Origin of the sequence: Micromonospora sp. NPDC007220 (genome assembly GCF_040634035.1) — a bacterium.
Taxonomy (GTDB): Bacteria; Actinomycetota; Actinomycetes; order Mycobacteriales; family Micromonosporaceae; genus Micromonospora; species Micromonospora reichwaldensis.
Genome location: NZ_JBEYEU010000019.1, coordinates 23,792 through 44,016, shown reverse-complemented (window position 1 = coordinate 44,016; position 20,225 = coordinate 23,792). Strand labels below are relative to the sequence as shown.

Below are 20,225 nucleotides of genomic sequence, written 5' to 3'. Positions count from 1 at the left end.
CGAGCGTCGGAGGTATTGACGGCCCCCGTCAGAAACGTACACTCCCAGTGTAAATACTGGCGGCTGCCGGGGGGACGGGTGATGGAGCAAGGGCTCGCACTGCACCACATCGGGGTCCGCTTCGGCGGCCTCACCGCCCTCGACGACGTCTCGCTGCGGGTGCCGCCCGGCCGGGTGGTCGGCGTGATCGGTCCCAACGGGGCCGGCAAGACCACGCTGTTCAACGTCGTCTGCGGCTTCGTCCCGCCGGACGAGGGCTCCCTGACCCTCGACGGCCGGCCGCTGCGCCCGCGCCCGCACCGGCTCACCCGGCTGGGCGTCGCCCGCACCCTGCAGGGCACCGGGCTCTTCGCCGGGCTCACCGTGCTGGAGAACGTGATGACCGGGGCCACCCACACGGCCCGCGCCGGCTTCCTCGCCGCCCTGCTCGGCCTGCCCCGCAGCGACCGCGACGAGCGCCGGCTGCGCCGGCACGCCCTCGACGTCCTCGACACCCTGGGGATCGCCGGGCACGCCGACGCCGCGCCGGGCACGCTGCCCTTCGCCGTACGCCAGCGGGTCGCCCTGGCCCGCGCGCTGGCCGCGCGGCCCCGGCTGCTCCTGCTCGACGAACCCGCCGGGGGCCTGGGCGCCGACGACATCGCCGAGCTGGCCGAGCTGATCCGGGGGCTGCCCCGACGCGACACCGACCCCTGCGCGGTGCTGCTGGTGGAGCACCACATGGACCTGGTGATGTCCGTCTGCGACGAGATCGTGGTGCTCGACTTCGGGCGGGTGATCGCCGCCGGCACCCCCGACGAGGTGCGCGACGACCCGGCCGTCGCCGACGCCTACCTCGGCGCGGCGGTCGACGAGGCCGCGGCATGACCGGCGAGGCCCTGCTCGAGGTGCGCGGCCTGGCGGCCGGCTACGGCGGCGCGCCGGTGCTGCACGGGATCGACCTGACCGTGGCGCGGGGCGCCATCGCGGCGGTGGTCGGCGCCAACGGCGCCGGCAAGACCACCCTGCTGCGCGCCCTGTCCGGCATGCTCCGCCCGGCAGCCGGTCGCGTCGTGCTGGCCGGGGAGGACCTGCGCGGCGTCGCGGTGGAGCAGCTCGTGCGTCGCGGCATGGCCCACGTGCCGGAGGGGCGCGGAGTGGTCGGCGAGCTGACGGTCGACGAGAACCTGCGCCTCGGCGGGCTGTGGCGGCGCGACCGGGCCGACGCGGCCCGCGCCCTCGACGAGGTCTACCAGCTCTTCGAACCGCTGGCCCGGCGGCGGCGACACCTCGGGCACCAGCTCTCCGGCGGCGAGCGGCAGATGCTCGCCCTCGGCCGGGCCCTCGTCGGTCGGCCCCGCCTGCTGCTGCTCGACGAGCCGTCGCTCGGCCTGGCGCCGCGGGTCGTCGCCCAGACCATGGCCCTGCTGCGCCGGCTGCGCGACGACACCGGGCTGACCGTCCTGCTCGTCGAACAGAACGTGCGCAGCGCGCTGTCCGTCGCCGACCAGGGCGTGGTGATGTCCCTGGGCCGGGTCGTCACCACCGCCCCGGCCGCCCGGCTGCGCGACGACGCCAACCTGCGCCACGCCTACCTCGGCTTCTGAACCCTCGTCCCCGCAAGGGAGGACCGTTGGACCGCTTCGTCTTCCTCACCCTCGACGGCTTGTCCAGGGGCGCGGTCCTCGCCGCGTTCGCACTGGCGCTGGTGCTCATCTGGCGGGCGGCCCGGATCGTCAACTTCGCGCAGGGCGCGATGGCCGTCGCCACCGCGTACGTGGCCTACAGCGTCTCCGCCGCGACCGGCTCGTACTGGCTGGGCTTCCTGGCCGCGCTCGGCGCCGGGCTGCTCCTCGGCGCGGCGGTGGACCTGGTCGTCATGCGCTTCGTCGACCATACCTCGCCGCTCAACCCGGTGATCGTCGCGCTGGGGCTGGTGCTGCTGATCCAGGCCGTCCTCGGCATGGCGTACGGCAGCGAGTTCCTGCCCGCCGCGACGCCCTTCTCCCGCAACCCGCTGACCGTGGGCGGCGTCGCCGTCCTGTCGCCGTACGACCTGTTCGTCTTCGCGGCGGTCGCGGTGGTGGTCGTGGGGCTCGCCTGGACCTTCACCCGCACGGCGGTGGGTCTGCGGATGCGCGCGGCGGCGTTCGCCCCCGAGGTGTCCCGGCTGCTCGGGGTGAACGTCGGCGGCATGCTCACCCTCGGGTGGGCGCTGGCCTCCGGGGTCGGCGCCCTGGCCGGCATGCTGGTCATCCCCACCGAGCTGGGCCTGCACCCGCACGCGATGGACCTGGTCTTCGTCTCGGCGTTCACCGCCGCCGTGGTGGGCGGGCTGGACAGTCCACCGGGGGCGGTGGTCGGCGGCCTCGCGGTCGGCCTGCTGCTCTCCTACGTCAGCGGCTACGCCGGCAGCGACGTCACCCCGCTCGCGGTGCTGGTGCTGCTGCTGGCGGTGCTGCTGGTGCGTCCCGGCGGGCTGTTCGCCCCGGTCGCGGCGAGGCGGGTGTGAGCGCCACCCGGGCGGTGACCCCGCCGGACACGAAGGCGCGGGTCGGCCGCACCGGCCCCGCCGAGCCCCGCCTCGGTTCGACCCTGCTGCGTCACCTCGGCCTCGCGGTCGTCGCCGCGCTGCTGCTGGTGGCCGCCAGCTACGGGCTGGAGCCGTTCCGCAACTTCCAGCTCGCGACCGTGGCCGCCTACCTGTGCGCCACCGCCGGGCTGACCGTCCTCACCGGGCTCAACGGTCAGCTCTCGCTCGGGCACGGCGCGCTGATGGCGACCGGCGCGTACACCGTGGCCCTGTGCCAGAACGCGTTCGCCGACGCCGGGATGACCGGCGGCTGGCTGCTCCCGGTGTCGCTGGGCGCCGCCGTCCTGGCCGCCCTCGTGGTGGGCGCCGTGGTCGGGGTGGCCGCCGCCCGGCTGCGCGGCCCGTACCTGGCCGGCGTCACCCTGGCCGTGGCGGTCGTGGTGCCGGCGCTGACCGTCACCTTCGACGGCGTGTTCAACGGCGAGCAGGGGCTGGCGGTGCCGGTCGAGCCCCCGCCGGTGGCCCTCGGCGCGTACTTCCCCTACGAGCGCTGGCAGCTCTGGGTGACCGCCGCGGCCACCCTGCTGGCCCTGCTGCTGCTGGCCAACCTGGTCCGCAGCCGGTACGGCCGCACCTTCCGGGCGGTCCGCGACGACGAGGTCGCCGCCCGCCTCGCCGGCATCCACGTCGCTCGCACCCAGGTCCTCGCCTTCGTGGTCAGCGCGGCCGGCGCCGGGCTCGGCGGCGCCCTGCTCGCGGTCCTCGCGCAGAGCGTGTCGCCCGGGGCCTTCTCGCTGACGCTGTCGCTGTTCCTGCTGATGGCGGTCGTCATCGGCGGGCTGGGCAGCCTCGCCGGCGCGGCCTGGGGCGCCGTCCTGCTGGTCGCCCTGCCCGACCTGACGCACGCCCTCACCGAGCAGCTCACCCTGTCGCCGGCGGTCGCGCAGCGGGTCGAGGGCAACCTGCCGCTGGCGATCTTCGGGCTCACCCTGGTCGTCGTCATGATCGCCGCTCCCGGCGGCGTGCAGGGCCTGCTGTCCCGGCTGACCCGGGCGGTCTCCGCGCGCCGGACGGGCCGGCGGCGGTCCTGAGCCGCCCCGCCGGCCGTCCGCACCACACCACCCACCACCCGCACCACGACCACCACCACCCGGACCGAGGAAAGGTCGGTGTCTGACATGACACGAACGGCACGGCGCGGCCTCGCGCTCGCCACCGCCATCACCCTGCTCGTCGCCTCCGCCGCCTGCACCGGGGACGACGGTGGCGGCGGCGGGGGCACGGTCCCCGGCGTCACCGACACCGAGATCGTGGTCGGCACGCACATGCCGCTCACCGGTCCGGCGTCCGCCGGCTATTCCAAGATCGCGCCCGCCACGAAGGCGTACTTCGACCACGTCAACGCCAACGGGGGCGTGCACGGCCGGAAGATCACCTACAAGATCATGGACGACGGCTACAACCCGGCGAACACCCAGCAGGTGGTCCGCCAGCTCGTCCTGCAGGACAAGGTCTTCGCCATCCTCAACGGGCTCGGCACGCCGACCCACACCGGCGTGCTCGACTTCCTCAAGAGCAACCGGGTACCTGACCTCTTCGTCGCCTCCGGAAGCCGCAGCTGGGACCAGCCCGACCGGTATCCGGGCACGTTCGGCTTCAACCCCGACTACACGGTGGAGGGCAAGATCCTGGCCCAGCACGTGAAGACCAGCCTGCCGGGGCGCAAGGTCTGCTTCCTCGGCCAGGACGACGACTTCGGCCGGGACAGCCTGGTCGGGGTGGAGAAGGTGCTCGGCGCCGGCGCGGTGGCGGCGAAGCAGACGTACGTCACCAGCAACACCAACGTGGCACCCCAGATCGGCGCGTTCAAGGCGGCCGGCTGCCAGGTGGTCATCCTCGCCACCGTGCCCGGCTTCACCGCCCTGGCGGTCGGCACCGCCGCCCGGCTGAACTTCAAGCCGCAGTGGCTGGTCTCCAACGTCGGCGCCGACCACCCGACGCTGGCCAAGCAGCTCGGCGCCGCGGCGGGCCTGCTCGAGGGCATGGTCGGCGCCAACTACCTGCCGATGCAGAACGACGCCGCCGACCCGTGGATCCAGCTCTTCACCAAGGTCAACAAGGAGTACAACGGGGACGCGCCGTTCGACGGCAACACCGTCTACGGCATGGCGGTCGGTTACCTCTTCGTGCAGGTACTCCTCGCCGCCGGCAAGGACCTCACCCGCGAGGCGGTCACCGAGGCCGTCCGCAAGGGCGGCTACCAGGGGCCCGGCCTGGCCCCGCTGCGCTACTCCGACACCGACCACTCCGGCTACGGCGGGCAGCGGCTGACCCGGGTGAGCGGCGGGACGCAGGCCTACTTCGGGCCGACGTACGAGACGGACGAGGGCGACGGGCCGGTACGCGAGCACACCGCCCCGCCGGTGGCGCCGCCGGCCAACGGGGTGCCGACGGCCTCCTGACCGGTCGCACCCGGCACCGGCCGGGCGTGGCGCGTCGGTCTCCCGGCCCGCCACGCCCGGTCGGCGTCAGCTCAGCCGCTCGACGACCATCGCCATGCCCTGGCCGCCGCCGACGCACATGGTCGCCAGCCCGATCTCCTGGTCGTGCCAGCGCAGCGAGTTGATCAGCGTGGTGGTGATCCGGGCGCCGGTCATGCCGAACGGGTGGCCCACCGCGATCGCGCCACCGTTGACGTTGAGCCGGTCCCAGTCGACCCCCAGCTCCCGGGCGCTGGGCAGCACCTGCGCGGCGAACGCCTCGTTGATCTCGACGAGGTCGACGTCGTCGACGGACATGCCGGCCCGGCGCAGCGCCTGCCGCGACGCCGCCACCGGCCCGAGCCCCATGATCTCGGGGGAGAGGGCGCTCAGGCCGGTGGAGACGATCCGGGCCAGCGGGGTGACGCCCAGCTCCCGCGCCCGTACGTCCGACATCACGACGAGCGCGGCGGCGCCGTCGTTGAGCGGGCAGCAGTTGCCGGCGGTCACCGTGCCGTCAGGCCGGAACACCGGCGGCAGCGCCGCCACCGCCTCCAGGGTCACCCCGGCGCGCGGCCCGTCGTCGGCGGCCACCACCGCCCCGCCGGGGACGGTGACCGGGGTGATCTCGCGGGCCCAGAAGCCGTCGGCGATCGCCTTCTCGGCCAGCAGCTGCGACCGTACGGCGAACTCGTCCTGGCTGAGCCGGGACACCCCGCGCAGGTGCGCCACGTTCTCGGCGGTCTGTCCCATCGCGACGTAGACGTCCGGCAGCTCGCCGTCCTCGCGCGGGTCGTGCCAGCCCGACAGGTCGCCGGCCGCCCTGGTCGCGGTGCGCTCCAGGGCCCCGGCGAAGGCGGGATTGGTGGTGCCGGGGTGCCCGTCGGCGCGACCCCGGTCGTAGCGGGAGACGCACTCCACCCCGACCGAGAGGAAGGCGTGGCCCTCGCCCGCGCGGATGGCGTGCAGGGCCATCCGGGTGGTCTGCAACGACGACGAGCAGTACCGGTTGACGGTCGTGCCGGGCAGGTGGTCCAGCCCGAGCAGGGTGCCGACCACCCGGGCGAGGTTGTGGCCCTGCTCGCCCGCCGGCTGCCCGCAGCCGAGCATCAGGTCGTCGATCTCGCGCGGGTCGAGCGCCGGCACCTGGTCGAGGGCGGCGCGCACGATGGTGGCGGCCAGGTCGTCGGCGCGTAGGTCGCGCAGGGAGCCCTTGCGCGCGCGCCCGATCGGTGACCTGGCGGCGGCGACGATGACGGCTTCGGGCATGGGAGCGTCCTCTCCGGAGGGCGAACTATCTGCATCGACAGTGCTGTTATGTCGAGGTGCTGTCAATGGAATGTGACCTGTCCATCGACGTTCCGTCGTTGACGAGCGCCGGCCGCCCTCCTACTATCTGCATCGTGAATGCAGATTCGAGGCGACTCGCGGGCCGGGTCGCGCTCGTCACGGGCGCCAGTCGCGGCATCGGCCTGGCCGTCGCCCGCCGGCTCGTGGCCGAGGGCGCCCGCGTCGGACTGACCGCGCGACACCCGGAGGCCCTGGCCGAGGCGGTCGCGGCCCTGGGCGGGCCCACCCACGCCGTGGCCGTCGCCGGCCGGGCCGACGACGCGGGGCACCGACGGGCGGCGGTCGACGCCGTGACCGAGGCGTTCGGGCCGGTCGACGTGCTGGTCAACAACGTCGGCATCAACCCGGCGTACGGGCCGCTGGTCGAGCTGGACCTGGCGGCGGCCCGCAAGATCCTCGACGTCAACCTGGTCGGCACGCTCGGCTGGGTGCAGCAGGTCGCCGCGGGGATGGGCGAGCGCGGCGGCGTCGTCGTCAACGTCTCCTCGATCGCCGGCCGCACCCCGTCGCCCGGCATCGCCTTCTACGGGGTGAGCAAGGCCGCCGTCGACCACCTCACCGCGTGCCTGGCCGTCGAACTCGCCCCGAAGGTCCGGGTCAACGCGGTCGCGCCCGCCGTGGTGAAGACCCGCTTCGCGGCGGCGCTGCACGAGGGCCGGGAGGAGGAGGTCGCCCGGGCGTACCCGCTGGGGCGCCTCGGGCTGCCGCGGGACGTGGCCGGCGCGGTCGCCTTCCTCGCCTCCGACGACGCGGCCTGGATCACCGGGCAGACCCTCGTCCTCGACGGCGGGGTCAGCCTCGCCGGCCGGCCCGCCGGATGACCGCGCCGGGCCCGGGCCGGGGCCGGACGGTCGCCGGGTGGCCCGCGGCTAGACTCGGCGCGGCGGTACGGGCGACGTGACGGCGATGAGGAGGCGGGCGCGGATGGGCGGTGCCGAGGCGCCGGTCCGGGTCGACGGCCGGACCGCCCGGGCCGAACGCACCCGGGCGGCGATCGTCGAGGCGCACCTGGCGCTCATCTCCGAGGGGGACCTGCGGCCGACCGGCGAGCGCATCGCCGAGCGGGCCGGCATCTCGCTGCGGACGCTCTGGACCAACTTCAAGGACATGGAGACGCTGTTCGAGGCCAGCGGCGCGGAGCTGCTCCGGCAGCAGGACGCCGCCCACCGGCCGATCTCGCCGGCGCTGCCGCTGGCCCGGCGGGTCGACGCGTACTGCCGGCAGCGGGCCCGGCTGCTCCAGCTCATCGCCCCGTCGGCCCGCGCCGCCCAGATGCGCGAGCCGGTCTCCGGGCAGCTGCGCCGCAACCGCCTCAAGCACATCGCGCGGGTGCGCGACGAGGTCGAGCAGCTCTTCGCCGCCGAGCTGGAGCAGGCCGGCCCGGACCGGGACCAGGTGGTGCACGCCCTGGTGGCCGCGAGCATGTGGCCGGCCTGGTCGATGCTGCGCGACGGGCTGGGGCTGGGCGTGGACCAGGCCCGCGCGGTGATGACCCGGACGGTCGCCGCCCTGCTGGCCGACGTCGGCCCGCGCTGACGCGCGACGTGGGAAGGCGGCGCCGCCGGTCTTTCCATCGGGCTACCGATAGGTAACACTCGATTGCATGGTTACTGCATCGTCAGTGCAATTAGCCGTGTTGCGCGGCCGGGCCGACGAGTGCGCCGCGATCCGGCGCCTGCTGGGTGACCTGCCCACCGGCGGGGGAGCGCTGCTGGTCCAGGGCGAGCCCGGCTCCGGCCGGAGCGCACTCGTCGACTACGCCCACCGGCACGCCGAGGGCTGCACCGTCCTGGCCGGCACCGGGCTGCCCGAGGAGGCGGCCCTGCCGTACGCGGGGCTGCAACGGTTGCTGGACCCGGTGCTCGACCGGGCCGGCGCGCTCCCCGAACAGCAGCGGCGGGTGCTGCTGCGGGCGCTGGCCGGCGCGGGCTGCCCCGCCCACCGGCGCCTGGCGCTCTCCCTGGCCGTGCTCGGCCTGCTCGCCGCCGCCGCGCGGGACCGGCCGTTGCTGTGCACGATGGACGACGTGGACCGGGGCGACCAGCCCACCGCGGACACGCTGGCGTTCGTCGCCCGCCGGCTGCGCCGGTCGTCGGTGGCCGTCCTGCTCACCACGGCCGCGGACGTCCCCCTCGGCGGGATAGCCCGGCACCGGCTCCGCCCGCTCGACGACCGGGACAGCGCCGCACTGCTCGCCGACCGGCTGGCCGGCCGGCCGCCCGCACCGCCCGTGGCCGCCGCGCTCGCTGCGGCGGCCGGGGGCAACCCGCAGGCGCTCGTCGACCTGGCCGAGGTGCTCACCCCCGGCCAGTGCCGCGGGGAGGAACCGGTGCCCGAGACGCCCCCGCCCGACGGCAGGCTGGGCCGCGCCTACCGGGCCCGCCTGGACCGGCTGCCGGCCGACACCCGCCGCGTCCTGCTGCTCGCCGCGCTCGACGAGGACGGGGAGCCGGCCACCCTGGTCCGGGCCGCCCGGGTCGCCGGCACGGCGGTCGAGGCGCTCGCGCCGGCCGAACTCGCCGGCCTGGTCCGCGTCGAGCCGCGACGGGTGACCTTCCCGCAGCCCCTTGTCCGGACCGTGGTCCGGGCCGCCGCGCCGCTGGCCGAGCGGCGCGCGGCGCACCTGCTGCTCGCCGGCGTGCTCGACGGGGCCGGGCACCGGCTGCGCCGGGCGGGGCACCTCGCCGCCGCCGCCCAGGGGCCCGACCCGGCCCTGGCCGCCGAGCTGGAACAGGCCGCGACCGAGTGCGAGGGCGCGGGAACGGCGGCCTCGGCCGCGCTGCAACGGGCCGCCGAACTCACCGACGACCCGGCACGCGCCGCCGCCCGGCTGGTGGCCGCCGCCCGGTACGCCTGGTCGGCCGGCCGGACGCACCGGGCCCGACTGCTGCTGGGGAGCCTGCCCGCCGCCGTGGACGCCACCGAGGGGGGCCGGGCCGGGCTGCTGCGCGGCGAGCTGGAGCTGCGCGCCGGCCGGCCCCGGTCCGCGCCCGCCACGCTGCTGGCCGCGGCGGCCGCGCTGGCCGGCACCGATCGCGCGCTGGCCCTCGGCGCGCTGGTGCGGGCGGGCGAGGCCGCCTGCTTCACCGGCGACCAGTACCGCTACGCCGACGTCGCCCGGCGGGCGCAGCTGTTGCGCCGCCCCGACGACCCGCCCGCGACCGAGCTGCTGAGCGCCTACGTCGCCGGGACCGCGGCGACCCTGCGCGGCGACCACGAGCAGGCCGGGCCCGCCCTGCGTCGGGCGGTCGTCCTCGGTGGGCAGCTGACCGGGCCGGCGCTGACCCCCGGGGCGCTGACCTGCGCGGCGGCGGCCGGGCTGCTGGTGGCCGTGGACGGCGCGGCGCACCGGCTCGCCGAGCGCGCCGTCGAGCTTGCCCGCGAGCGCGGGGAGCTGTCCGCCCTGCCCCGCGCCCTGGAGTTACGGGCGGCCGCCGAGTACTGGCTGGGCCGGCACGAGGCCGCGACGGACAGCTCCCGGGAGGGGCTGCGGATCGCCCGGGACACCGGCCAGGAGAACTGGGCCGGTGTGCACCTGGGCATGCTGGCGGTGCTGGCCGCCATCCGGGCCGACCGCGACACCGCCCTGCGCCGGATCCGGGAGATCGGCGAGGACCCGGGCGCGCACAGCCGGCCCCGCGCCCTCGCGCAGTGGGCCCTGGCGGTGCTCGACCTGGTCGACAACCGGCCGGCCGCCGCCGCCGCGCGACTGGCCGCGCTGGCCTGCCCCGGCACGGGCCGGGGGCAGGTGCTGGTCCTGGTGATGGCCACCCCGTACCTGGTGGAGGCGGCCGCCGCCGTCGCGGACCGGCCGGCGGCCGGCGCCGCCCTCGCCGTCTTCGACAGGTGGGCCAGCAGTACGGCGAGCCCGTCGCGCCGGGCCCTCTCCGCGCGCTGCCACGGGCTGCTCGCGCCCCGGGGCAGCGCCGAGGCGGAGCACGAGTTCCGCACCGCCCTGCGGCTGCACCCGACGGACGCCGGCGCGTTCGAGCGCGCCCGCACCGAGCTGCTCCTGGGCCGGGAACTGCGCCGCAGCCGCCGACCGCGCGCGGCGCGCGAGCACCTGCACGCCGCCCGGGAGGCGTTCACCCTGCTCGGGGCGGCCACCTGGGCGGAACAGGCCACCACGGAGCTGCGGGCGGCCGGGGAGTCGGTCGGCCCGCCGGAGGAGTCGGCGGCGCGACTGCTGACCGGCCAGCAGCTCCGGATCGCGCGGCTGGTCGCCGAGGGAGCCACCAACCGGGAGATCGCCGCCCGGATGTTCCTCTCCACCCGTACGGTCGACCATCACCTCCGCAACATCTTCCACCGCCTCAACATCCGCTCCCGCACGGAACTCGCCCGCGCCCTCTCCTGACCCTCTTCTGCCTCCGGCCCTGACCGGCGTCGATCATGCAGTTGTGGTGCCCCGCGAAAGCCGCGAAGTGGCATCGACCGCCCACCACAAGTCCATGATCGACGCCGGTGGGGGGGCGGGGCGGGGCGGGGAGGGGGAGCCCGGGGGTCAGGGGAGGATCACGGTGCGGGCGCCCTCGCCGCGGGACATGCGGGCGAAGGCCTCGGGGGCGCCGTCGAGGGTGGTCCGGTCGGTGATCAGGTAGCCGAGGTCGAGGGTGCCGTCGAGCACGGCCCGGGCGAGCTCGGGCACGTCCCGGTCCGGGTCGGAGGAGCCGTAGACCGAGGAGCGCAGGGTCCGGGCCGAGTGGAAGATGTCCAGCGCGCCCAGCCCGACGATGTCGTCCTTGGCGCCCATGCCGACGACTGTCACCTGACCGCCCCGGCGGGTGGCGCGCCAGGCGGTGCGGATCGTGGCCGACCGCCCGACGCACTCCAGCGCGTGGTCGACGCCCCGACCCGCTGTCCGCTCCCGGACCGCCCGGCTGAGCGTCTCGTCGGCGAGCAGGAAGTCGGTGGCGCCGGCCGCGACGGCCAGCGCCTTCTTGGTCGGGGAGACGTCGACGGCGAGCACCTGGTCGGCGCCGGCGGCCCGCGCGGCGGCGACCACCGACAGCCCCACCCCGCCGAGGCCGATCACGGCCACCGACTCGCCGGGGGCCACCCTCGCCGTGCGGCGGACCGCGCCGACGCCGGTGAGCACGGCGCAGCCCAGCAGCGCCGCCGCCTCGAAGGGCAGCTCCGCGGGAACCGGGATGACGGCGGCCTGGGGCACCACCACCTCTTCGGCGAGGGCGCCGAGGCCGAGCGTGACGTGCAGCGCTTCGCCGGCCGGCGTGCGTCCCCGGGGGGCCGACGGCGACCCGGTGCGCTCGCACAGCCACGGCTCGTCCCGCCCGCAGTACCAGCAGCTGCGGCACGGCGGGGCCCAGTTCAGCACCACGTGCGCGCCGGGCGCGACCCGCGTGACGGCGTCGCCGACCGCGAGCACCACCCCGGCCGCCTCGTGCCCCAGCACCAGCGGGTACGGGGGTGCGAGCGTCCCGTCGACCATGGACAGGTCGGAGTGGCAGACGCCAGCGGCGCGGACGCTCACCCGTACCTCGTCCGGGCCGGGGGCCGGCAGTTCGATCTCCTCCACCCGCAGCGGGGCGTCGACGGCCCGGACGACCAGCGCCCTCATCGCTGGATGGCCTTGACCTGGAGGAATTCCTCGAGCCCGTGCCGGCCCAGCTCCCGGCCGAGGCCGGACTGCTTGTAGCCGCCGAAGGGGGCGAGCGGGTTGAACGGGGCGCCGTTGACGTCGACGGCGCCGGTACGTAGCCGCCGGGCCACCCGCAGCGCCCGCTCCTCGTCGGCCGACCAGACCGCGCCGGCCAGCCCGTAGCGGGAGTTGTTGGCGATTGCCACCGCCTCGTCATCGTCGTCGAACGGCATGACGGCGAGCACCGGGCCGAAGACCTCCTCCTGGGCCAGGGCGCTGTCGGGGTCGACGTCGGCGATCACCGTCGGGGCGACGAAGTAGCCCCGCTCGGGCAGCGGGGCGTCGGGCCCGCCGGCGACGAGCCGGCCCCCGTCGGCCAGCCCCCGGGCGACGTGCTCGCGGACCCGTTCCCGCTGCGCGGCGGAGACCAGCGGGCCGAGCCGGGTGGCCGGGTCGAACGGGTCGCCGAGCCGGTAGCCCGCCGCGGCTTTGGCGGCCAGGTCGAGGGCCTCGTCGTAGCGGTCGCGGTGCACGAGCAGGCGGGTCCAGGCGGCGCAGGTCTGGCCGGAGTTGAGGAAGGCGTTGCCGACCCCCACCTTGACGGCCGTGGCCAGGTCGGCGTTGTCGAGGACGATGCTGGCCGACTTGCCGCCGAGTTCCAGGGCGACCCGGGCGATCCGGTCGGCGGCGAGGTGGGAGATCCGCCGCCCGGTGGCCGTCGAGCCGGTGAAGGAGACCATGTCGACGTCCGGGTGCGCGGCGATGGCCTCGCCGACGACCGGGCCGGTGCCGGTGACCAGGTTGACCACCCCGGGCGGGAAGCCGGCCTCGTGGACGGCGTCGAAGAGCAGGTACGCCGTCAGCGGGGTCAGCTCGCTCGGCTTGAGCACCACGGTGCAGCCGGCGGCCAGGGCGGGGGCCAGTTTCGCGACGACCTGGTGCAGCGGGTAGTTCCACGGGGTGATCGCCCCGACCACGCCGACCGGTTCCCGGACCACCAGCGAGTTGCCGACCGTCTCGTCGGCCGGGGGGCGGGCCGCCAGCTCGACGTAGCTGTGCAGGACCGTCAGCGGCAGGCCGGCCTGGACCCGGGTGGCGACCTTCAGCGGGGTGCCGAGTTCCAGGGCGACGGTGCGGGCGATCTCGTCGGCCCGGGCGGAGAGCGCGGCGTGCAGCCGGTCCAGGCGGGCGGCCCGCTCGACGGGCGCGGCGTCGGCCCAGCCGGGGAAGGCGGCCCGGGCCGCCGCGACGGCGCGGTCGACGTCGGCGGGCGTGCCGGCAGGGACGGCGGCGACGACCTCCTCGGTCGCCGGGTTCCGCACCGCGACGGTCTCCCCGGCGCCGGCGGCGACCCACTCTCCGTCCAGGTAGAAGTCGGTCCGTGCGAGATCCATCGTGCCCCTCACGTACGTCGGCCGAAACTAGCAGCGCAAGTTTTGACTCTAGTACGCGTCGTCGGCCGGCGGGAGGGGCGGCAGCGGCCCGATGTGCTCCTCGTAGGTGCGCGACAGTCCGTGGATCAGCGCGTCGAGGCCCAGCGCGAAGGCGCCCTCGTCCACCCGTTGCTGGTGCTCGGCCAGCCGGTGGGCCTGGGTCAGGTGCGGGTACTGCTCCGCGTACAGCCCGGGGTCCTCGACGAAGCCCCGCGCGAACGAGCCCAGCGCCGAGCCGGCCACGAAGTAGCGCATGAGCGCGCCGACGTGGGTCGCCCGGGCTGGCGGCCACCCGGCGGCGACCAGCCCGCCGTAGACGGCGTCGGCCATGGCCAGCGCCGCCGGTCGGCGCCCCGGCCCCCGGGCCAGGTACGGCACGATGTTCGGGTGCGCGGCCAGCGCCGCCCGGTAGGAGTGTCCCCACCTGCGCAGCGCCTCGCGCCAGTCGACGCTGCCGAAGAACGACACGTCCACCTGGCCGGTGACGCTGTCGGCCACCGCGTCGAGGATCTCGTCCTTGGTGGCGAAGTGGTTGTAGAGCGAGGGTCCGCGTACCCCGAGTTCGGCGGCGAGCCGGCGGGTGGAGAAGCCCTCCAGCCCTTCGGCGTCGATCAGCGCGGCGGCGGTCTCGACGATCCGCTGCCGGCTGAGCAGCGCCTGCCGCGGCCGGGGCATCCGGTCCTCCTTCGCTCAGGGTGGTCCGTCGCAGACTCTGCCACAGCCGGGTCTGGACGGAATTAAACTTGCACCGCTAGTTTAAGCCTCATGGATCTGGAACTCTCCGCCGAGCAGGCGGCGGTCCGCCGGCTCGCCGCGGACTTCGTCGACCGTGAAGTGGTGCCGCACGCCGCCACCTGGGACCGCCGCGAGTCCGTGGATCCGGACATCGTCGGCAAGCTCGGCGACCTGGGCTTCCTGGGGCTCACCATCGGCGAGGACGACGGCGGTTCGGGCGGCGACCACCTCTCCTACTGCCTCGTGCTGGAGGAGCTCGGCCGGGGCGACTCCGCCGTGCGGGGCATCGTCTCGGTCTCCCTCGGCCTGGTCGCCAAGTCGATCGCCGCGCACGGCTCCGCCGAGCAGCGGGAGCAGTGGCTGCCCCGGCTCTGCTCCGGCGCGGCGCTCGGCTGCTTCGCGCTGACCGAGCCGGACAGCGGCTCCGACGCCGCCGCGCTGACCACCCGGGCGGTCCGCGACGGCACCGACTGGCTGATCACCGGCGCGAAGATGTTCATCACCAACGGCACCACGGCCGACGTCGCGCTGGTCTTCGCCCGCACCGGCGGCCCGGGACACCGGGGCATCAGCGCGTTCCTGGTGCCCACCGACGCGCCGGGCCTGACCCGGCGGGAGATCCACGGCAAGCTGGGCCTGCGCGGGCAGGCCACCGGGGAGCTGCGCTTCGACGGCGTACGGGTGCCGGAATCCGCGCTCCTCGGCGAGGAGGGCGCCGGCTTCCGGCTCGCCCTCGCCACCCTGGCCAAGGGCCGGATGTCCGTGGCCGCCGGCTGCGTCGGCATCGCCCAGGGTTGCCTGGACGCGGCCGTCGGCTACGCCGGGCAGCGCACCCAGTTCGGCAAGCCCATCGCCGGACACCAGCTCGTGCAGCAACTGCTCGCCGCCATCGCCGTCGACACCGACGCCGCGCGGCTGCTGGTGTGGCGGGTGGCCGACCTGATCGACCGGGGCGAGCCGTTCGCCACCGAGGCGTCGATGGCCAAGCTCTTCGCGAGCGAGGCCGCCGTGCGCGCCGCCAACAACGCGGTCCAGGTCTTCGGCGGCTACGGCTACATCGACGAGTACCCCGTCGGCAAGTACCTGCGCGACGCCCGCGTCGCCACCCTCTACGAGGGCACCAGCCAGATCCAGCAGCTGCTCATCGGACGCGCGCTCACCGGCGTCAACGCCTTCTAGAGCCAGGAGGAACCGTGACCAGATTCGCCGACCGGGTCGCCGTCGTCACCGGCGCCGCGCAGGGCATCGGCGCGGCCACCGCGCACCGACTCGCCGCCGAGGGCGCGGCCGTCGCGGTGGTGGACCTCGACGCCGTGCGCGCCCGGGCCGTCGCCGACGAGATCGCCGCCGCCGGTGGCCGGGCCGTCGGCATCGGCTGCGACGTGACCGACGCCGAAGCCGTCGCCGCCATGACCGACCAGGTGGTCCAGGCGTACGGGGGGCTGCACGTGCTCGTCAACAACGCCGGGATCACCCGCGACAACCTGCTGTTCAGGATGCCGCTGCCCGAGTGGGAGGCGGTGCTGACCACCAACCTGACGAGCATGTTCCTCTGCTGCCAGGCGGCGCAGCAGCACATGGTGGCGGCCCGCTACGGCCGGATCGTCAACCTCAGCAGCCGCTCCGCGCTGGGCAACCGGGGCCAGGTCAACTACGCGGCGGCCAAGGCCGGCGTGCAGGGCCTCACCGCCACGTTGGCCGCCGAGCTGGGCCCGTTCAACGTGACCGTGAACGCGGTCGCGCCCGGCTACGTGGCGACCGCGATGACCGCGGCCACCGCCGAGCGGGTGGGCAGCAGCCCCGAGGAGCACCAGCGGGCGGTCGCCGAGCACACCCCGCTGCGCCGGGTCGCCCAGCCCGCCGAGATCGCCTCGGTGATCGCCTTCCTGGCCAGCGACGACGCCTCGTACGTCAGCGGCCAGACCCTGTACGTCAACGGCGGCGCGCGCTGAGCCGCGCGTAGCACCGCACCGACCCCGGAGGGGACATGGACTTCGCGCTCTCGGACACCGAACGGGCCATCCGCGACACGGCCCGCGACTTCATCGCCAGGGAGGTCATGCCGCTGGAGCCGGAGCTGCTGCGGCGCGAACGCGCCCACCGGCCCGGGCTGGAGCCGGACGAGCTGCGCGAATTGCAGCTCAAGGCGCGGGCGTTCGGCTTCTGGGGGCTGGCCACCCCCGAGGCGTACGGCGGCATGGACCTGCCGGCCGTCACCCAGTCGCTGATCTGGACCGAGATCGGCCGCTCGTACGTGCCGTTCCGCTTCGGCGGCGAGGCCGACAACATCCTGTTCCGGGCCAACGAGGAGCAGCAGCGGGAGTTCCTGGTCCCGACGATCGAGGGGGAGCGGCGTAGCTGCTTCGCGATCACCGAGCCGGGCGCCGGTTCCGACGCCGCCAACATCCGGCTCAGCGCCCGCCGCGACGGCGGCGACTGGGTGCTCAACGGCGAGAAGACCTTCATCACCGGCGGCAACGAGGCCGACTTCGCCATCGTCATCGCGGTCACCGACCGGGAGAAGGGCCCCCGCAACGGCGGCGCCACGGCCTTCCTGGTGGACCGTTCCATGGGCTGGCGCTCGGAGTTCATCCAGACCATGGGCGAGGGCGGGCCGGCCGCGCTGGTCTTCGACGACGTACGGGTGCCGGAGCGGAACATCCTCGGCGAGCCCGGCCAGGGCTTCGCGCTCGCGATGGAGTGGATCGGCAAGGGCCGCTACACCATCCCCTCGCACGCGGTCGGCATCGCCGAGCGGGCGCTGCGGATGGCGATCGACCACGCCACCACCCGGCAGACGTTCGGCCGGCCCATCGGCGACAACCAGGCGATCCAGTGGATGATCGCCGACTCCGAGACCGAGCTGGAGGCGGCCCGCTGGCTCATCCTGCGGGCGGCCTGGACCGTGGACCAGGGCATGGACCCGCGGCACGCCTCCTCGATGGCGAAGCTCTACGGCGCCGGCATGGTCAACCGGGTGGTGGACCGCGTGCTGCAGATCCACGGCGGCATGGGCTACACCCGGGAGCTGCCCGTCGAGCGGTGGTACCGGCAGGTCCGGCTCTACCGGATCTTCGAGGGCACCGACGAGATGCAGCGACTCATCATCGCGCGGGACCTGCTGCGCGGCTACACCCGACTGGGAGGGCACCTGGCATGAGGACCTTCGACTCCGTCGACGAGCTGGCCGCCGCGGTCGGGGAGACCCTGGGCCCGGGGCCGTGGCAGCGCATCGAGCAGGGGCGCGTCGACCTGTTCGCCGACGCCACCGACGACCACCAGTGGATCCACCTCGACCCGGAGCGGGCCGCCGCCGGCCCGTACGGGGGCACTATCGCGCACGGCTTCCTCACCCTGTCGCTGCTGCCGGCGCTGGTGGGGCGGCTCTACCGGGTGCGGGGCGTGCGGATGGGGGTCAACTACGGGCTGAACCGGGTGCGGTTCCCCGCCCCGCTGCGGGTCGGCACAGCGGTCCGGGCCGTCGCCACCATCGCCGAGGTGTCGCCGGTGGCCGGCGGGGTGCAGCTGGTCACCGCCGCGACCGTGGAGTGCGACGCCGGCGGCAAGCCGGTCTGCGTCGCCGAGACGGTGAGCCGGCTCCACGTGGGGCCGGCGGCCTCCTGAACCACGGGCGGCACCAGCCGCGCGTGGCGGGGACCACATGGTTAGCGCCTTGTTCGGGAGTTTCTGTCGCTTTTATCCATCGGCCGTTCGGTTGATATGGCGACGGCCGTTGGTCTAGGGTGGTGGCACTGCGGTCGCCGGTACCCGGCGTCGCCGCATCTGTAGGACAGGAAGGGCAGCATGATCACCACGACGACCGCGCCGACCACCACCACCGACGCCACCACCACGGCCCCCGGTGACGAGACCCGCGCGAGTGAGCTGACCGCCGCCCTCGCCGCCCTGCCGGAGGGGCACCCCGACCGGCCGGCGCTGCGGGCGCGGGTGATCGAGGCGTGGCTGCCGCTGGCCCACCACCTCGCCTTCCGCTACAGCGGGCGCGGCGAGCCCAACGGGGACCTGGCCCAGACCGCCGCCCTCGGGCTGATCAAGGCCGTGGACCGGTTCGACGCCTCCCGTGGCGTGGACTTCGCCGGCTTCGCCATCCCGACGATCCTCGGTGAGATCAAGCGTCACTTCCGCGACCGCACCTGGAACATCCGCGTGCCGCGCCGCCTGCAGGAGCTGCGGCTGCGCATCTCCGAGGCCAACGGCACCCTCACCCAGACGCTCAACCGCGCGCCGACGGTCGCTGACATCGCCGTCCACCTCGGCGTCACCGAGGAAGAGGTCCTGGAGGGGCTCGAAGGCGCCCGCGCCTACAACGCGGTCTCCCTGTCCACCCCCATCGGCGACGGCGACAGCGCCACCGAGCTGGGCGACACCCTGGGCGCGGAGGACAGCGAGTTCGAGCTGGCCGAGCTGCGGGTCGCCCTCGGCCCGGCGCTCGCCACCCTCGACGAGCGGGAGCAGAAGATCCTCACCCTCCGCTTCTACGGCAACCTGACCCAGAGCGAGATCGCCACGCAGGTCGGCGTCTCCCAGATGCACGTCTCCCGTCTGCTCGCCCGCGCGCTGGGCAAGCTGCGCGGCCAGCTCGAGGGCAGCCGCTGACGACACCCCCGCGGCGGGCGGCCACGTAGCCGTCCGACACCCGCCTCGACGTACCGTCCTCGTCCGCCCCGCCGTGCCCGGCGGGGCGGACGAGTGCGTTTCCGGCCTGGGCGGCCCGGCCCGCCTCGTGGCCCTGTCTTCCAGGTTGCCGTGTTGGGCGCCGCAGCACCGCATCCGTGCGGTGTCGGCGACGCGCCCTGTGGTCGCCCGGGGTGGCGATGCCACCATCAGACCATGGTGGATGTCGATGTATTTCGGCGTGGGGCGCAGGCCCGGGCAGCGGTGATGACGGCGCGATTGCGCCGGTTGGTGACCTGCGAGTCGCCGCCGGGGCGGGGCCGGGAACTGGCGGCCTGCGCCGACCTGCTCGAGGCGTGGGGCGACGCCGCGCTGGGCCGGCGGGGGCGTCGTGTCGTCCTCGATGGACTGCCGCACCTGCTCTGGGCGGCCCCCGACCAACGCGTGCTGCTGCTGGGCCACTACGACACGGTCTGGCCGGCGGGCACCATCCGGGACTGGCCGTTCACGATCACCGGAAGCACCGCGACGGGGCCCGGGGTCTGCGACATGAAGGCCGGGATCGTGCAGATGCTCACCGCGCTGGAACTGCTGCCGGACACCTCGCGGGTGGGGCTGCTGCTCACCTGCGACGAGGAGAGCGGGTCGGCCACCTCCCGGCCGCTGATCGAGGAGCAGGCCCGGCGCTCCGGGGCGGTGCTCGTCGGCGAGCCGAGCACCGAGGGCGGCGACCTGAAGGTCGCGCGCAAGGGCGGCTCCGTCTACCGGATCACGGTGCGGGGCCGGGCGGCGCACGCCGGCGTCGAACCGCACCGGGGCGTCAACGCCGGGGTCGAGCTCGCGCACCACGTCCTCGCGGTGCAGGCCTTCGCCGCGGGGGAGACGAGCGTGACCCCCACGGCCCTCACCGCCGGCACGATGACGAACGTGGTGCCGGAGTCCGCGGTCCTCTGCGTCGACGTACGCGCCTGGACCCGCGAGGAGCTGCACCGGGTGGACCGGCTGGTCCGCGAGCTGACCCCCCGGCTGCCCGACGCGCGGTTGGCCGTCAGCGGCGGGATCAACCGGTACCCGCTGCCGGCCTCGGTGTCGACGCCGCTGCTGCGGGTCGCGCAGTCGGTGGCGGTGGACCTCGGGCTGCCGGCCGTACGCGGTGTCGCCGCCCCGGGCGCCTCCGACGCCAACTTCACCGGCGCCCTCGGCGTACCGACCCTGGACGGTCTGGGTGGGGTGGGGGGCCTGCCGCACGCGCGTGGCGAGTACGTCGACGTCGCGCGGATGCCGGAGCGCACCGCGCTGCTGGCCGCCCTGACGGCCCGCCTCCTCGCCACGCCCGGCCCGACCGAAGCCGCCGAGGAGCACCGGCCGCTCGGCGCGGTACCCGCCGGGCAGGGTTCGTCGACGGACGGGTGAGCCGCCCACCCGCCCCGGGCGGCGGCCGGCGGTCGAAGTTCCGCACGGTTGCGTAAACGCGCCCGGCG

The 20,225-nt window shown here is 75.3% G+C and carries 18 protein-coding genes; 14 read left to right on the top strand and 4 right to left on the bottom strand.

The window, feature by feature from the left end; genetic code table 11:
* Positions 1-81: 81 nt before the first annotated feature.
* The 5 genes from ABZ573_RS25040 (at position 82) to ABZ573_RS25020 (ending at position 4,974) form a co-directional block, all read left to right on the top strand.
* Positions 82-867: an ABC transporter ATP-binding protein gene (locus tag ABZ573_RS25040; RefSeq protein ID WP_151453906.1), complete on the top strand. Its 786-nt coding sequence runs from the start codon at positions 82-84 to the stop codon at positions 865-867.
* Complete coding sequence (locus tag ABZ573_RS25035; protein WP_151453905.1) at positions 864-1,586, top strand: ABC transporter ATP-binding protein; 723 nt, start codon at positions 864-866, stop codon at positions 1,584-1,586. The genes ABZ573_RS25040 and ABZ573_RS25035 overlap by 4 nt, the downstream gene beginning before the upstream one ends.
* 26 nt (positions 1,587-1,612) lie before the next feature.
* Positions 1,613-2,491, top strand: a complete 879-nt coding sequence (locus ABZ573_RS25030; protein WP_151453904.1) for a branched-chain amino acid ABC transporter permease — start codon at positions 1,613-1,615, stop codon at positions 2,489-2,491.
* On the top strand, positions 2,488-3,603 hold the full coding sequence (locus ABZ573_RS25025) for a branched-chain amino acid ABC transporter permease (protein ID WP_358121386.1): 1,116 nt from the start codon (positions 2,488-2,490) through the stop codon (positions 3,601-3,603). Before ABZ573_RS25030 ends, ABZ573_RS25025 begins: the two co-directional genes overlap by 4 nt.
* Positions 3,604-3,690: 87 nt before the next feature.
* Positions 3,691-4,974 (top strand): ABC transporter substrate-binding protein, encoded by a 1,284-nt coding sequence (locus tag ABZ573_RS25020; protein WP_327028775.1) that lies wholly within the window; start codon positions 3,691-3,693, stop codon positions 4,972-4,974.
* Between the two features lie 66 nt (positions 4,975-5,040).
* Here the strand turns inward: ABZ573_RS25020 and ABZ573_RS25015 are convergent, their stop codons facing one another.
* Positions 5,041-6,261 carry an acetyl-CoA C-acetyltransferase gene (locus ABZ573_RS25015; RefSeq protein ID WP_327028774.1) on the bottom strand — a complete coding sequence of 407 codons (1,221 nt, stop codon included), beginning with the start codon at positions 6,259-6,261 and terminating at the stop codon, positions 5,041-5,043.
* Between the two features lie 134 nt (positions 6,262-6,395).
* Here ABZ573_RS25015 and ABZ573_RS25010 point away from each other — a divergent pair, with 134 nt between their 5' ends.
* The 3 genes from ABZ573_RS25010 to ABZ573_RS25000 all read left to right on the top strand — a co-directional run bounded on the left by ABZ573_RS25010 (position 6,396) and on the right by ABZ573_RS25000 (position 10,699).
* A complete protein-coding gene (locus ABZ573_RS25010; protein ID WP_358121383.1) occupies positions 6,396-7,163 on the top strand; it encodes an SDR family oxidoreductase in 768 nt (255 codons plus the stop codon).
* 103 nt (positions 7,164-7,266) lie between these two features.
* Positions 7,267-7,878 carry a TetR/AcrR family transcriptional regulator gene (locus ABZ573_RS25005; RefSeq protein WP_121401380.1) on the top strand — a complete coding sequence of 204 codons (612 nt, stop codon included), beginning with the start codon at positions 7,267-7,269 and terminating at the stop codon, positions 7,876-7,878.
* A gap of 97 nt (positions 7,879-7,975) precedes the next feature.
* On the top strand, positions 7,976-10,699 hold the full coding sequence (locus ABZ573_RS25000; protein ID WP_358121381.1) for a LuxR C-terminal-related transcriptional regulator: 2,724 nt from the start codon (positions 7,976-7,978) through the stop codon (positions 10,697-10,699).
* Positions 10,700-10,846: 147 nt separating this feature from the next.
* On the opposite strand, the gene ABZ573_RS24995 is transcribed toward ABZ573_RS25000, so the two are convergent.
* The 3 genes from ABZ573_RS24995 to ABZ573_RS24985 are packed head-to-tail and all read right to left on the bottom strand — an operon-like array spanning position 10,847 to position 14,049.
* On the bottom strand, positions 10,847-11,920 hold the full coding sequence (locus ABZ573_RS24995; RefSeq protein ID WP_327028772.1) for a Zn-dependent alcohol dehydrogenase: 1,074 nt from the start codon (positions 11,918-11,920) through the stop codon (positions 10,847-10,849).
* Entirely contained in the window at positions 11,917-13,335 is a 1,419-nt protein-coding gene (locus ABZ573_RS24990) for an aldehyde dehydrogenase family protein (protein ID WP_358121379.1), read from the bottom strand. Before ABZ573_RS24990 ends, ABZ573_RS24995 begins: the two co-directional genes overlap by 4 nt.
* Before the next feature lie 48 nt (positions 13,336-13,383).
* The gene (locus ABZ573_RS24985; RefSeq protein WP_327028770.1) at positions 13,384-14,049 is read right to left on the bottom strand and encodes a TetR/AcrR family transcriptional regulator C-terminal domain-containing protein; all 666 of its coding nucleotides are present in this window, start codon (positions 14,047-14,049) and stop codon (positions 13,384-13,386) included.
* 90 nt (positions 14,050-14,139) lie between these two features.
* Between ABZ573_RS24985 and ABZ573_RS24980 the strand changes: the two genes are divergently transcribed.
* The 6 genes from ABZ573_RS24980 (at position 14,140) to ABZ573_RS24955 (ending at position 20,157) form a co-directional block, all read left to right on the top strand.
* Positions 14,140-15,288 carry an acyl-CoA dehydrogenase family protein gene (locus ABZ573_RS24980; protein ID WP_358121377.1) on the top strand — a complete coding sequence of 383 codons (1,149 nt, stop codon included), beginning with the start codon at positions 14,140-14,142 and terminating at the stop codon, positions 15,286-15,288.
* 14 nt (positions 15,289-15,302) lie between these two features.
* Positions 15,303-16,061 (top strand): 3-oxoacyl-ACP reductase FabG, encoded by a 759-nt coding sequence (gene fabG, locus ABZ573_RS24975; protein ID WP_327028768.1) that lies wholly within the window; start codon positions 15,303-15,305, stop codon positions 16,059-16,061.
* A gap of 35 nt (positions 16,062-16,096) precedes the next feature.
* On the top strand, positions 16,097-17,269 hold the full coding sequence (locus tag ABZ573_RS24970; protein ID WP_151456679.1) for an acyl-CoA dehydrogenase family protein: 1,173 nt from the start codon (positions 16,097-16,099) through the stop codon (positions 17,267-17,269).
* Positions 17,266-17,733: a MaoC family dehydratase gene (locus ABZ573_RS24965; RefSeq protein ID WP_151456678.1), complete on the top strand. Its 468-nt coding sequence runs from the start codon at positions 17,266-17,268 to the stop codon at positions 17,731-17,733. Before ABZ573_RS24970 ends, ABZ573_RS24965 begins: the two co-directional genes overlap by 4 nt.
* A gap of 180 nt (positions 17,734-17,913) precedes the next feature.
* A complete protein-coding gene (locus tag ABZ573_RS24960; RefSeq protein ID WP_151456677.1) occupies positions 17,914-18,726 on the top strand; it encodes a SigB/SigF/SigG family RNA polymerase sigma factor in 813 nt (270 codons plus the stop codon).
* 285 nt (positions 18,727-19,011) lie between these two features.
* Positions 19,012-20,157: a M20/M25/M40 family metallo-hydrolase gene (locus ABZ573_RS24955; RefSeq protein ID WP_225852424.1), complete on the top strand. Its 1,146-nt coding sequence runs from the start codon at positions 19,012-19,014 to the stop codon at positions 20,155-20,157.
* Positions 20,158-20,225: the final 68 nt, after the last annotated feature.

Bases quoted from the DNA above. Each gene is read 5' to 3' on its own strand.
- ABZ573_RS24995 (WP_327028772.1), bottom strand. From the start codon at position 11,920: ATGAGGGCGCTGGTCGTCCGGGCCGTCGACGCCCCGCTGCGGGTGGAG.
- ABZ573_RS25020 (WP_327028775.1), top strand. From the start codon at position 3,691: ATGACACGAACGGCACGGCGCGGCCTCGCGCTCGCCACCGCCATCACC.
- ABZ573_RS25015 (WP_327028774.1), bottom strand. From the start codon at position 6,261: ATGCCCGAAGCCGTCATCGTCGCCGCCGCCAGGTCACCGATCGGGCGC.
- ABZ573_RS24970 (WP_151456679.1), top strand. From the start codon at position 16,097: ATGGACTTCGCGCTCTCGGACACCGAACGGGCCATCCGCGACACGGCC.
- ABZ573_RS24955 (WP_225852424.1), top strand. From the start codon at position 19,012: ATGACGGCGCGATTGCGCCGGTTGGTGACCTGCGAGTCGCCGCCGGGG.
- ABZ573_RS25035 (WP_151453905.1), top strand. From the start codon at position 864: ATGACCGGCGAGGCCCTGCTCGAGGTGCGCGGCCTGGCGGCCGGCTAC.
- ABZ573_RS24985 (WP_327028770.1), bottom strand. From the start codon at position 14,049: ATGCCCCGGCCGCGGCAGGCGCTGCTCAGCCGGCAGCGGATCGTCGAG.
- ABZ573_RS25005 (WP_121401380.1), top strand. From the start codon at position 7,267: ATGGGCGGTGCCGAGGCGCCGGTCCGGGTCGACGGCCGGACCGCCCGG.
- ABZ573_RS24980 (WP_358121377.1), top strand. From the start codon at position 14,140: ATGGATCTGGAACTCTCCGCCGAGCAGGCGGCGGTCCGCCGGCTCGCC.
- ABZ573_RS24965 (WP_151456678.1), top strand. From the start codon at position 17,266: ATGAGGACCTTCGACTCCGTCGACGAGCTGGCCGCCGCGGTCGGGGAG.
- ABZ573_RS24990 (WP_358121379.1), bottom strand. From the start codon at position 13,335: ATGGATCTCGCACGGACCGACTTCTACCTGGACGGAGAGTGGGTCGCC.
- ABZ573_RS24960 (WP_151456677.1), top strand. From the start codon at position 17,914: ATGATCACCACGACGACCGCGCCGACCACCACCACCGACGCCACCACC.
- ABZ573_RS25040 (WP_151453906.1), top strand. From the start codon at position 82: ATGGAGCAAGGGCTCGCACTGCACCACATCGGGGTCCGCTTCGGCGGC.